The 12966-nt window shown below is 56.2% G+C and carries 9 protein-coding genes; all 9 read left to right on the forward strand.

From position 1 onward, the window contains the following. The first annotated feature begins 93 nt into the window (after positions 1-93). The 9 genes from VE009_RS24920 (at position 94) to VE009_RS24960 (ending at position 12881) form a co-directional block, all read left to right on the forward strand. Positions 94-2229, forward strand: coding sequence for an alpha-amylase family protein (locus VE009_RS24920; protein ID WP_325012457.1), 2136 nt, complete (start codon positions 94-96; stop codon positions 2227-2229). A 266-nt stretch (positions 2230-2495) separates the two neighbouring features. Next, complete coding sequence (locus tag VE009_RS24925; RefSeq protein WP_325012459.1) at positions 2496-3560, forward strand: hypothetical protein; 1065 nt, start codon at positions 2496-2498, stop codon at positions 3558-3560. A 36-nt stretch (positions 3561-3596) separates the two neighbouring features. Next, positions 3597-5396 (forward strand): extracellular solute-binding protein, encoded by a 1800-nt coding sequence (locus VE009_RS24930; protein ID WP_325012460.1) that lies wholly within the window; start codon positions 3597-3599, stop codon positions 5394-5396. A gap of 70 nt (positions 5397-5466) precedes the next feature. Continuing rightward, positions 5467-6564, forward strand: coding sequence for a hypothetical protein (locus VE009_RS24935; protein ID WP_325012463.1), 1098 nt, complete (start codon positions 5467-5469; stop codon positions 6562-6564). Between the two features lie 140 nt (positions 6565-6704). After that, entirely contained in the window at positions 6705-8009 is a 1305-nt protein-coding gene (locus tag VE009_RS24940; protein WP_325012465.1) for an NAD(P)/FAD-dependent oxidoreductase, read from the forward strand. Between the two features lie 27 nt (positions 8010-8036). Further along, positions 8037-9356 (forward strand): NAD(P)/FAD-dependent oxidoreductase, encoded by a 1320-nt coding sequence (locus VE009_RS24945; protein WP_325012467.1) that lies wholly within the window; start codon positions 8037-8039, stop codon positions 9354-9356. Positions 9357-9519: 163 nt separating this feature from the next. Further along, positions 9520-11337 carry a sigma-54-dependent Fis family transcriptional regulator gene (locus VE009_RS24950; RefSeq protein WP_325012469.1) on the forward strand — a complete coding sequence of 606 codons (1818 nt, stop codon included), beginning with the start codon at positions 9520-9522 and terminating at the stop codon, positions 11335-11337. A 192-nt stretch (positions 11338-11529) separates the two neighbouring features. After that, the gene (locus tag VE009_RS24955; RefSeq protein WP_325012471.1) at positions 11530-11712 is read left to right on the forward strand and encodes a hypothetical protein; all 183 of its coding nucleotides are present in this window, start codon (positions 11530-11532) and stop codon (positions 11710-11712) included. 35 nt (positions 11713-11747) lie between these two features. Next, positions 11748-12881, forward strand: a complete 1134-nt coding sequence (locus VE009_RS24960; protein WP_325012473.1) for an iron-containing alcohol dehydrogenase — start codon at positions 11748-11750, stop codon at positions 12879-12881. Positions 12882-12966: the final 85 nt, after the last annotated feature.

Here is a 12966-nt window from a genome sequence, read left to right on the forward strand (position 1 = left end):
GATCGGAGGATGCGCGGAAAAGTGTTTATTGAACGATTCGGGCCGCTGGCGTACATTCAGAACCAATTCGAAGCGATAGGGAGGTACGTTGTCATGCGGCAGAAGGCTGGGGAAGAAAACCCGTGGTATCGGCGCACGCTGCGCTGGGGGCAGACGAATTTGACGGAGATGGATCCGCAGTTATGCGATTTTGCTTGGTGGAGGTCTTATTGGAAAGAAACAAAGGTGCAGGGGTTGATCGTCAACGCCGGCGGGATCGTCGCGTATTACCCGAGCGACTTCGCGCTGCAGTACCGGGCTGAGGGGCTTGGAGAGCGCGATTTATTCGGCGACTTCGTTCGCGTTGCGCGCGAGGAAGGGTTGGTCGTGTTAGCCCGTATGGACATCAATCGTGCGACGAAAGCGTTCTACGACGCTCAGCCGGATTGGTTTGTTGTCGATGCGGAAGGCGTGCCGCCAACGTCTGACGGTAGGTATTTTTCGTGCATCAACAGCGATTATTACAAAACGTTCATCCCTGAGGTGTTGAGGGAGATCGTTACCAAGTACGGACCGGAGGGATTCACCGACAACAGCTGGACCGGCTACACGAAGCAGGTGTGCCATTGTGTAAATTGCAAGAAGAAATTCAAGTTCGAGACGGGCTTCGATCTGCCGGCGGCGAAGGATTGGGGCGATCCCGCTTATCGGGAATGGGTACGCTGGAGCTACGGCTGCCGGTTGGAAAATTGGGATTTGTTCAACCGCGTCACGATGGAAGCGGGCGGGAAGGACTGTCTGTGGCTCGGCATGGTGAACGCGAATCCGATTCACACGCACGGTTTTTTCTACGATTTGAAGGACATCGGCGAGCGGTCCAAGATTATAATGTGCGACCACCAATCCCGCGACTCCCTGAACGGCTTCGAACAGAACGGCATGAACGGCCAGCTGCTTCAGAGCGTCTCCGATTGGGACGTCGTCGTGCCCGAGAGTATGGCTAATTACGTTCGCGGCGTTCGGACGTTCCGACAAGGCAGCAATCCGCCGCTCGAGACGCGGCTGTGGATGCTGGAGGGGATCGCGGGCGGCATCTCCCCTTGGTATCATCATATCGGCGCGGTGCAGGAGGATCGCCGGCAATACGAGAACGCGGTACCGGTCATGCAGTGGCACGAGGCGAATGAAGCGTATTTGTACGACCGCGCTCCCGCCGCAACCGTAGGTCTTGTCTGGAGCCAGATGAACACCTCGTTCTTCGGAAGGGACGAGATCGAAGAGCAAGTCGCGCTGCCATGGCACGGCTTCGCAAGAGCATTGACGCGCGCGCGGATCCCTTACATCCCCGTGCATGCGGATCAGATCGGCAAGCACGCGGGCGCGCTGAAGACGCTGATATTGCCGGATGTGGCGGCGATGACCGATGCGCAGTGCGAAGCGGTCGCCAGCTTCGTCGAAGCCGGCGGGAGCTTGATCGTCACGGGGGCTTCCGGGACGTTGGACGGCCTCGGAGAGCCGCGCGATCGCTTCCCGTTGGAGGACTTGCTCGGCATCTCGCATCTCTACGAGATGGAAGGCTCCGTCGGGAAACAATCCTCCGAATGGTCTTACTACGGGGCTCACAACTACTTTAGATTACCCAAGGACCGGCATCCCGTTCTGGCGGGCTTCGAAAACACGGATATTTTGCCGTTCGGGGGCAAGGTGCATCGGGTACGGGCCAACGGCTCGACGCTGCAGCCGATCGCGACGTATATTCCGTCCTATCCGATCTATCCGCCGGAGTTCAGCTGGATGCGGGTGCCGCAGACGGACGTCCCCGTGCTGTTCGCCGGACGGCACCAGGCGGGCGGACGGCTGTTCTACTTCGCCGGCGACGTCGATCGCTGCTATGGTCGTACGCACTTGCCGGATCTGGGAGATCTGCTGGCGGCCGCCGTAAGATGGGCCTCGGAAGAGAGTCTGCCGCTTCAAGTAGAGGGGCCCGGGTATTTGGATTGCAGGCTGTATCGGCAGGAAGGCCGACTGGTGCTGCATATCGTGAACCTCAGCGGAAGCAATCAACATGGGTACGTCGAAGAATATTACCCGGTCGGTCCGTTGACCGTCTCGGTGAAGGCGGACGGCTTCGAGCCGACGCGCGGGAAGCTGCGGGTGGCCGGAGGAGAGACGATGCTGGAACGCAAAGGCGGTTGGGTGACGCTGCGCGTAGATGCCGTGCGAGACCATGAATTGATCGTGTTCGAGTAATACACCGTTTGTAACATCCGCCTCCGATGTACCGACGGTGCATCGGAGGGAAAACTGTTCATTGATTTTGCCGGACGCTCTGGTTTACATTCAAGTTGCTTCCGGCGGCGTCCCCGCGTCCCCCTCCCTGAATGAGGAAATGGCATCGCTTACATGAGCGTGTCGAACGCTCGGTTCTGTGGAGAAGAGTGACGCAACGCAGCCCGAGGGCGAATCAAGTCGATAAGGAACGTCCACCAAAAAAGAAACCGTTAGGAGGATTCCGCATGTCCGATACGCCGGGAGGCGCAAGTCCGAATCCGTTGCTCGATCCCCCGCCGTTTCACCAGATGCTGCTAGATTACGGAGAGCGGCCGTATTGGTCGCCGGATGGCAAACGAATTGCTTTCGTGGAGAGCAACTACGGGGACATCTGCGAGATCGATATGGAAACCCGCAAGGTTCGCAATCTCACGAAACATCTTGGGGACCATCATTCGTTCTTGCGCGTCTTGTTTTTGCCGAACGGGGATTATTTGTTGATCGGTCCCAAGGAGTTTAAAAACCGAGACATCAGCAGGCATGTCGAGTCCGAGCTGTGGATTATGGACAAAGACGCGAAGCGCCCGCCCAAGCCGCTCGGTCGGAGGATTTACGAAGGCTGCGGCGTCTCGACGATCGCGAATCGGATTACGTACGCGTTAAGCTCGCGTACGACCCCGGAGCTCGGCGGGACGGATCGATGGGAAGCGCACGTGACCGAGATCGTCTACGATGAGAACGGTCCGAGATTGGGCGAAGATCGAGTAATTTACAGAACCCAAGGGGGTTACCGGTGCGAGCCGCAGGATTTCCGCCATAACGACAAGGAGGTCATCATGGCGGAGTATTACAACAGCCATCGAACGCATCCGGACCATTGGCGATGCACCGTGAAGGGGGTCCACCTCGATACACTCGAAGTACGGGTGTATATCGACGAGCCGACGACGCATAACGAGTGCGAAGGGATTTTCCCCGATGGCGAGCATATTTGCTTGGAGTCGTCCTGCGATTACGAGAACTTCTTCCCGCCAATCGACCTGTGGAAGCTGAAGCTGGACGGCACTGGACGACGCGTCCGCATGACGCGGTTGATCGACAGTCCTCCATGGCGAGCCAGCAACTCCAATATTTCCCCGGACGGGAAATGGATGGCCTTCATGATCAATCAATACGACAGCGAGCCCGGTTACGGCATGGGCCTCGGACTGTTCGATGTGGAGGCATGGGAGAAGAGCGCTTACGCGCAGCAATGGGAGACGCCGCAAGAACGGGCAATGGCAAGGAATTCCGCACAACCTAAAACTTAAGGGAGGTTGTCATCAATGAAGAGGAGTTTACAAAGCATGCGAAGCGTATTCGCGCTCATCCTGGCCTTCGCGATGTTCGTGACGTTCGCGGTCGGGTGCTCCAACGATTCCAAGGGCGATGCGGGAGGCGGCGAATCGGCAACGAAGTCGGAAGGAAAGACGCCGGCGCCCGCGAACGCCGAGAATCTCGATCCGCTCTCGGCAGCGGCGGACAACGTCATCATTGAAGCGGAGCTGGCGGCGACCGAGACGCCGGAATACTTCGCCAATACGCCGACGTTCGAATACGTCGTCAACTTCGGGGTTACACCTCTGAAGGAAGGCTCCTTCGGGCAGCGTTACTTCGAGAAAAAGTTTAACGTGAAGTTGAAGTTCGTCACGTTAGACGGCGCCGATCGGAAGGAACAGCTTAACTTAATGTACGCCACAGGAACGGTTCCGGATCTCGTCACGCTTACGCTCGGAGACATTCCCGAATATACGAAGCAGGGTGTCCTGGCCGAGGTGCCGTTGGACATGGTGAAAGAGCATATGCCCGTTTATTCGCAGAATATCGAGAAGTTCGACCCGCAGCTGTTCAATATCACGAAGGTCGACGGCAAGAACATGGGCCTCGCGCGCTTGAAGCCGAACGGCGGGGTGCCTCGCGGAGCGGTCATTCGGGCGGATTGGCTGGAGAAAGTCGGCATTACGAAGGTGCCCGAGACGATCGAGGAGTTGGAGGCGGCCTTCTTGAAATTCCGCAACGAAGACCCTGATGGGAATGGAAAAAAGGATACGTACGCCCTGTCGAATCCGAGCAACTTCGCAGGTCATTATTGGTTCCACTCGATCTTCGGCGCCTTCGGGGCGAATCCGTTCATCTGGGTGGAACGGAACGGGCAGCTGCAATTCGGCTTTACGACGCCGGAAGTGAAGGAAGCACTGAAGACGCTGAATCGTTGGTACGAAGCCGGAATCATCGATCCGGAATTCATTACGGACAACGGCCGAAGCAGCGACGTGGAGGATATCGCGACGAAATTCGCAAAGGCGAAGCTCGGGTACGCCGACCAGTTAAGCTTTGACGACCATCAATGGGATAACGACGGCCATATCAGCTTCCGATGGACAGCGAATTCTCCGGAGTGGCAGGCGTTCTTCGAGGAGCATAAAGACGATCCTGCGAAAGCTTATCAGTATGGCATCTTCACCGACTTCAACGATTCCGTGCCGCAGCCGATCTACATCAGCATGCCGCCGGTGAAAGGACCGGGGGGCCATCAAGGCTACTATCGCGAGGGCTACCAAGATTCGGTATTCGGCTTCGGCAAGAACCTTGAGAACGATCCGCAGAAGCTCGAGAAGCTGCTGAAGATCATGGAATACCTCCATGTGGACGAGGACGCGCACATTACGCAAAGCTGGGGTCCGGAAGGCTTGATGTGGATCTCCGACGAGTCGGGCCAGCGCCAGCTGAATCCGGAATGGGCGAAGCACGAGCTGTTCCACCCGCAATACAAGCATCTGGGCGTGAACTGGCTGTCGAACCCGATGAACTGGACGAATCCGGATTTCTTGGCGCTCTGGGGACCTCGGGACGTACAGCGTTACGAGCTGACCGCGAACGTTATGGCAAAATTCCCGTATTACGAAAACATGCTGAAGGTCGGTCTTCCTTCGCAGGCAAAATATTCGGAATTACTCGATACGCGAATCAAGGAATACGTCGTGAAGGCGATCGCCGGCGACGTCGACGTCGACGGGACGTTCGACGCGACGGTTCAGAAGTGGTATCAGGACGGCGGCGAACAGCTGACCAAAGAAGCGAACGAGTGGTACGCGAACGTGAAGTAATGCCATAAGCAGGCAAGCCCGTTCGGCGGAGCGGGCTTCCTAAATACCGAACGGAAGCGGGGAATTCGGAATGACTAGCGGGAAAATTCATCAGGTGACAAACGAGTTGTACGCGGGTGAGCATGTGTTGGATACGCCGATGGCGTTTCATGAGAAGCTGCTCGGTTACGGAGAGCGACCCTACTGGTCTCCAGACGGCAAGCGGATTGCGTTCATTGAGAAAAATTACGGAGACGTCTGCGAAATCGACCTGGAGACGCGTCAGGTGAAGCAACTGACGAAGGAACTGGGGGACCACCATTCCTTCCTTCGCGTGCTGTTCCTGCCTAGCGGGGATTATATTCTGATCGGTCCGAAGGAATTTAAGGACCGGCGCACGAGCCGGGCGATCGAATCCGAGCTCTGGTTCATGGACAAGGACGCGAAGCGTCCGCCGAAGCCGCTCGGGCGGGCGATCTTCGAGGGCTGCGGCGTCTCGACGATCGCGAACCGCATCACCTTCTCCGTGAACGGCCTGCATGATCCGAGCGTTGGCGCCGCCGACGACTTCGCCGTCATCGTCGCGGACGTAGACGCGTCGAATCCCGACGACCCGAAGCTGGCGAACGAGAGGATCGTCTACCGCGCAAGCGGCGGCGTTCGACCGGAACCTCAGGATTTCCGTCACAACGATTCGGAAATCATCATGGCCGAATACATCAACGACCCCTGGGGCCGACACGGCCCGAAGGACGATTGGAAATGTATCGTCAGCGGCATCAAGCTCGATACGCTGGAGCGGACCGTTTACATCGACGAGCCGCTCACGCATAACGAATGCGAAGGGATTTTCCCCGACCATGAGTATATTTGCCTCGAATCGTCCTGCGACGAGGTGAATTCCTATCCGCCGCTCGATCTTTGGAAGCTAAAGCTCGACGGCTCCGGCAGACGCGTCCGCATGACGAGATTTTTCGAGCGCTACCCATGGCGTGCCAGCAATTCCAACGTTAGCCCGGATGGCAAACGGATGGCGTTCATGGTCAACATGGTGAACAGCGAAGCGGGCTTTGGTATGGGACTCGGCTTGTTCGACTTGGAGGGCTGGGAGAAAAGTCCGTACGCCCAGCAATGGGAGACGCCGGCGTCCCGAGCGCAGGACCGCGAGGCGAAGCGATTAGAATCGTAATGATGATGCACATCCTTTCCGTTCGCGGGAGGGTGTGCTTCTTTTATGTTATAATGGATCGAATAACGCACATCGGCGCTTTCATGATAAATTTCAACCCCTATATATAAATCATTGGACGAAGGGTGCATTGACCAAGCATGAATGAAACTCCCATTCACCACACGCTGATCATTATCGGCGCGGGTGCATCAGGATTGATGGCCGCCGTTACGGCGCGGGATCTCGGGATCGATACCGCTATTGTGGAGGGCAACGACCGGATCGGAAAGAAAATCGCCATGACGGGCGACGGCCGCTGCAACATTACGAACGAATCCACGGCGACGGGGACGGACGAAGCGGAGGCTTTATTGCGGAAGTATCACGGCAGTCAGCCTGATTTTCCGCGAGCTGTGCTGCAGCAATTCGGCATCCGTCAAACGATAGATTTTTTCCAGGTGCTCGGGCTTCCGCTTACTACGTTAAAAGAGGGTTTCATGTATCCGATGTCGCTGCAGGCTGCATCCGTAGTGGATATTTTCGAGCTTGCGCTGGAGGATCGGAACGTTCCGGTATACCTGGGCAATAAGGTCGTGGATGTGGCTGTATCGCAGCATCATCCGCGATTCACGATTACGTGCCGAACCGAGACAGAGGAACGAGTCGTTTACACAAGCGAGTACTTGTTTCTATGCACGGGCGGCCTGACCGGACAGAATGCGGGGACGGATGGCTCCGGTTATACGCTGGCGAAGCGTATGGGGCACACCTTGGTCGAGCCGGTGCCGGCCATCGTGCAGCTGAAGGTGCAATACCCGCATCTGAAGGCGCTGTCTGGCATCAAGATTCAAGGGCGAGCCCATATTCTCGTGAAAGGAAAGGTCGTCCGAAGCGAGTCCGGTGAAATTCATTTCGCCGAATACGGTCTCTCCGGCCCTCCCATCCTCCAGCTCAGTCGGATCGCTTCCGTACACCTCGCGAAAGGGGATGCCGTGACCGTGTCCGTCGACTTAATGCCGGGCCGCACGGAGGAAGAAGTCGTCGAATTTCTAGAAATGAACTGGGGGACGTTCGCGCACCGGAAGGTTGCGGAGTCCTTCACCGGTTTCATACACAAGAAGCTGATCCCCGTCTTGCTGAAGGAGGCGGGAATCGATCAAGAACCGGACCTGCTCTGCCAGGATCTCTCGTGGAAAACCAAAGGGATCTTTTATAAAATATTGAAGCATTGGGAATTCAAAGTAACAGACACCCATAGCTTCGAGAACGCGCAATCGACAACCGGCGGCATAGCTACGAAGGAACTCGTCGCGGACACGTTGGAATCCAAGCTTGTGCCTGGGCTGTACTTAGCCGGCGAGGTGATGGACGTCGACGGCGACTTCGGCGGCTACAACCTGCAGTGGGCTTGGAGCTCCGGGTATGTGGCTGCGATGGCGCTCGGGAAATCTATCGACAGATAAAACCATTGGAAAAAGGAATTTTCACATATGAATGAATCACCAGCTTCAAAATACCACGAGCTATTCATTATCGGCGCAGGCGCTTCCGGTCTCATGGCCGCCGTTACCGCGCGAGACCTAGGGATCGATGTCGGGATTATTGAAAGCAATGACCGGGTCGGAAAGAAGGTATTGACGACCGGCAACGGGCGCTGCAACATAACGAACCTATCCACGACGAAAGGGTCGGACGAAGCGGTCGCCTTATCGCACAAATATCACAGCAATCAACCGGAGTTTCCGCTCCCTGTGCTGAAGCAGTTCGGCGTCCGACAGACGATCGAATTTTTCAACGCGCTAGGCCTTCCCCTGGTCTCCATCGAGAACGGCCGGATGTATCCGATGTCGCTGCAGGCGGCGTCGGTCCTGGAAATTTTCCGAATTGCGCTGGAGGACCGGAACGTTCCGATCTATTTTAAGACCAAAGTGTTAGATGTGAAGGTGTCGAAGGATCATCCGCGATTCACGATGGTGTGCCAGTCGGAAACAGAGGGAGAGGTTGTGTATACAAGCAACTATCTCTTCCTCTGTACTGGCGGTCTGACCGCTCCGAAAACCGGAACGGACGGCTCCGGTTACACGCTTGCCCAGCGGCTGGGACATAGCTTGATCGATCCGGTGCCGGGCATCGTGCAATTGAAGCTGGACTATCCGTACTTGAAGGAGCTGTCCGGCATCAAATTCGAGGGACTGGGCCATATCATCGTGAACGGCGAATGCATTCGCAGCGAATACGGGGAAATTTTGTTTACGGACTACGGCGCCTCCGGCCCTCCGATTCTCCAATTAAGCCGCAAGGCTGCGTACGAGCTGAAAAAAGGGGAAGAGGTTACCTTATCCCTGGAGATCATGCCGGAGCGTACGGAAGAAGAGGTCGTCGATTTTCTGGAAAACCACTGGGCGATGTTCGGGCATCGGACGGTTGCGGCTTCCTTCATCGGCATCCTCAATAAGAAGCTGATTCCTGTTCTGCTGAAAGAGGCGGGCATCGATCAAGAGCCGAACCTGCTATGTCAGGATTTGACGTGGAAAACGAAGAAAATTTTGTTCCGCCTCATGAAGCAGTGGGATTTCACGGTGGTGGACACTAATGGCTTCAACAATGCGCAAACGACCGCCGGCGGCATCGATACGACGGAGCTGAAAGCAGGGTCCCTAGAATCCAAGCTCGTCCCGGGACTTTATCTTGCTGGCGAGGTTATGGACGTAGATGGGGACTGCGGCGGCTACAATCTGCAATGGGCGTGGAGCTCCGGTTACGCAGCCGCGATGGCGCTTGCGGATCAACTTACGGGGGTCGCGGAGTGAGAGTGGGTTTCGTCCGAATAAAATGTAAAATGGATCGCGCTGTCAACCAACAGCGCGATTTTTTATGGCCGTTAGTTACGTACGAAGCAATTAAGGAAAACTGTCGTACTTTGCGACATCACAATGTATAATTCCTATTAAAGAGATGAACGGCGGTGAAGTGATGGGAATTAAAACATTGGTGATTGCGCCTTATAGAGGGTTGGCGGAACTTGTCGCGAATATGGCCCCCGAATTGGGAGACTTCGACATCACGATTTTGCAGGGCGATTTGACGGAGGTGCTGCCTTCTTTAAAGCAATACGAAGAAGAAGGATACGAGATGATTATTAGCCGAGGGGGGACCGCCCGTCTCGTTCGGGAGCATACGTCGATTCCGCTCACCGAAATCAAAGTATCGGGATTCGATATTATGCGGCTGCTGACTTTGATCCGAGGCTATCAAGTGAAGATAGAGATGATTGGCTTTCCGAATATTATCGAAAGCGTTGTCGCGGTCGCCAATCTCATGGAGATCGAGCTTCCGTTCACGACGATCCGTCACGAAAGCGAAGTGCCAGGCGCCTTGGAGGTAGCGAAACAGAAGGGCGCGAAGGTGATTATCGGCGATACGGTCACGGTAAGGTACGCCAGCGAGGCAGGGCTTCAGGGCGTGCTGATCACGTCGGGAAGGGAATCGGTGCTAGAAGCGTTCCACGATGCAAGAAATTTGCACCGGGTCGTACAGAGCCACCAAGCGCGGAGCGAAGCGCTTGCCGACGTGATGGACCGGATGGGGACGGGCATCCTTCTTGCCGATGAACAAGGCGCCGTGGAATACGTGAATGCTGCATTTTACGAACTCATGGGCATCGGTCCCCAAGAGTTGAAGGAACGCAGCTTGTTCGACCGGTTCCCCCATGTGCAGTCGATGCTGCAGGACCTCCAAAAGGAGTCTCTCAGCGAACTGCCTATGAAGTTATACGATCCAGGTCAACAGCAGATCTCGATCGCGGGGGGCGTGGTTCGTCCGACGACGGGAAGACCCAAGTATTATTTATTCGTGAAATCGACCGAGGAGAAGGAAGAAGATATTAGCGTATTGTATCCGCAAAAATTCATCGGCTCTTTCCCTCAGTTGATTTTGTCCGGGGCCGCGTTCCATCAGCCGATGGAAGAGGCGATTCGCCGGCTGGAGAAGGGATACCCCGTCGTCGTTTACGGCGAAAGAGGGACCGGGAAGCGTCTGTTCGCCGGCGCGCTGTACGACAAGATCGGCAGCAGAGAAGGAAATTTAGTGGAAATTCATGTGAAACGAGGGACGGATGCGGCGTTCGAGCGGTTAAAGCGGTTCGTGTTCGGCGCGGGGGGCGATACGGTCCTGTATATCCGTGGGATCGAATCGTATCCGGTCCCGCTGCAGCGTCAACTCGTCGAGATCGTGAAAGAGTCGAAAGTGCGAATCGTATTCTCTTTCGTGAAGTCCCCGCAGCAGCTTAGGGAAGAAGTTCGGCTTGACAACGGGCTGTACGGGATGTTGGCAGCCGACGTCATCGAGATGCCGCCGCTTCGCGAACGGATCGGGGAGCTCGAGGAGTACGTTCGCTCGTTCATCGTGAAATATAACGAAAGATACGGCAAACAGATCGTCGGCGTTCGCCCGGCTGCGATGGAAGCGCTGCGAAGGCACCCCTGGAACGGCAATATTTTGGAGCTCAAGAGTGTGATCAAAGCGTCCGTAAAGGCCGCCACCGGCGCTTTCATCGAGGAGGAGGCTTTGGATCTGCTTGCGCGGTCCGAGTCCTCCGGAAGCGGGATTGCGCTTGCCGGCGCCTCGGGACGGCGGCTCGATTTGGAACGTCCGCTCGAAGAGATCGAGAAGGATATTATTCGGATCGTCATGGAAGAGGAGAATCATAACCAATCGAAAGCGGCTAAGCGGCTCGGCATTAATCGTTCCACGCTTTGGAGGAAAATTAAAGAAATTGAAGGCGGCGAATAGCGCTGCCGTCCAACGAACATTCCCGCGTCACCGGTACGGTGGCGCTTTGTTGTTTCATATTTAAACATTTTCTCGAAAACGGGATGTATGACGAAAAAAAACTGTTGCTAAATGAGTGTAGTGTGGAGTAGTTTCTAAAGGGAAGGCATCCATGATTCAAAATGAACCAAAGCCAAAGGGGATGGGATCCAAATGAACATGGGGCATATCGAAAAGACAGAGAGCGAAAGCGGGTACGCTCCCGTCCTGCGCGAGGCGATCGCCGCCTTGCGGAACGCCGATTGGAGCGCGAAGCGGCGGATCGGCGTCGCGCGGCGAAGAGGAGCGGAACCGATCGCGGAAAACATGCTCGAAGGGAATGATTGGGGTTCCTGATCGGATCCGTGAAAGGATAGGGAGGAGGAGTCAGTATGAATCCGTACGTATTTCAAACCGCACAGCGTATCGTAGCAGGTGCGCATACTTTCGAGCGCATCGTCGATCATCTGCAGCCGTTCGCCGGGCAATCGGCCTTCGTCGTTGCGCAGCCATCGATGCGAAGGCAAGGATTTTTGAAACGGCTGCAATCGGCGTGCGAAAGCTTGGGCATCTCGTTCCGCGTATCGCTTGAGATCCAGCCGGAGCCGACCGTCGATAACATCGAATCCGTCTTTCGCGACATGCTCGAGGGCCCTTGCGATTTCGTCGTCGGTCTTGGCGGAGGGAGCGTGCTCGACGCGGCGAAGCTGCTGTCGGTGCTGAATACGAATCCGCTGGGAATTCGGGATATGCTCGGCATTAACAAGGTGACGGCGCCGGGGCTGCCGACCGTGCTCATCCCGTCGACATCCGGTACGGGCTCGGAGGTGACCCCGAATGCGATCGTCACGTTCCCGGAGGAAGAAGTCAAGATCGGTGTCGTAAGCCCCTACTTGCTGCCGAAGCTTGTCGTGCTCGATCCGGTGCTCACGTTAGGGCTGCCTCCGGCAATTACCGCAGCGACCGGGATGGATGCGTTCACGCATGCGCTGGAATCATTCATTTCAACGAAGGCGAATCCCTTCAGCGACATGCTGGCGCTGGAATCGATCCGCCGGATCTCGGGAAGCATTGAACGCGCCTATCGGAATGGGGACGATCTAGAGGCACGCGAAGCGATGCTCCTCGGATCGATGTACGGGGGCATGGCGTTAACGTGTGCGGGAACGGCGGCCGTGCACGCGATGGCGTATCCGATCGGCGGAAAGTTCCACGTCGCGCACGGCGTGGCGAACTCCATGCTGTTGCCTCACGTGATGGAGTTCAATCTGGACGCAATCGAGGTCAAGCTGTCGCAGGTCGCCGCGGCGATGGGGCTGGAGCCGACGGCCGAAGCGGCGCTTCGCCAAATTCGGGAGTGGACGCGGGCGCTCGAGATTCCGCAAGACCTATCGACGTACGGCGTTCGGGAGGAGCATCTTGCCGATTTGGCCGTCGCGGCTTCGCGCGTGACCCGATTGATGGAGAACAATCCGAAGTCGATGACGGTGTCGGATATCGAAAGCATTTATAGAAAGCTGCTTTAGCACCGTTTGTAAGGCGCATGGTGTAAATAAAATGGAAGAGACAGATCTTTTTTTTGGCCATCTTCGTTGCATATTCAAACACTTA

The sequence above is a fragment of the Paenibacillus sp. genome, assembly GCF_035645195.1.
Taxonomy (GTDB): Bacteria; Bacillota; Bacilli; order Paenibacillales; family YIM-B00363; genus Paenibacillus_AE.

What these genes read in the sequence shown, in the direction of transcription:
- VE009_RS24920 (WP_325012457.1), top strand. Translation starts at nt 94, where the DNA reads ATGCGGCAGAAGGCTGGGGAAGAAAACCCGTGGTATCGGCGCACGCTG.
- VE009_RS24925 (WP_325012459.1), top strand. Translation starts at nt 2,496, where the DNA reads ATGTCCGATACGCCGGGAGGCGCAAGTCCGAATCCGTTGCTCGATCCC.
- VE009_RS24930 (WP_325012460.1), top strand. Translation starts at nt 3,597, where the DNA reads ATGCGAAGCGTATTCGCGCTCATCCTGGCCTTCGCGATGTTCGTGACG.
- VE009_RS24935 (WP_325012463.1), top strand. Translation starts at nt 5,467, where the DNA reads ATGACTAGCGGGAAAATTCATCAGGTGACAAACGAGTTGTACGCGGGT.
- VE009_RS24940 (WP_325012465.1), top strand. Translation starts at nt 6,705, where the DNA reads ATGAATGAAACTCCCATTCACCACACGCTGATCATTATCGGCGCGGGT.
- VE009_RS24945 (WP_325012467.1), top strand. Translation starts at nt 8,037, where the DNA reads ATGAATGAATCACCAGCTTCAAAATACCACGAGCTATTCATTATCGGC.
- VE009_RS24950 (WP_325012469.1), top strand. Translation starts at nt 9,520, where the DNA reads ATGGGAATTAAAACATTGGTGATTGCGCCTTATAGAGGGTTGGCGGAA.
- VE009_RS24955 (WP_325012471.1), top strand. Translation starts at nt 11,530, where the DNA reads ATGAACATGGGGCATATCGAAAAGACAGAGAGCGAAAGCGGGTACGCT.
- VE009_RS24960 (WP_325012473.1), top strand. Translation starts at nt 11,748, where the DNA reads ATGAATCCGTACGTATTTCAAACCGCACAGCGTATCGTAGCAGGTGCG.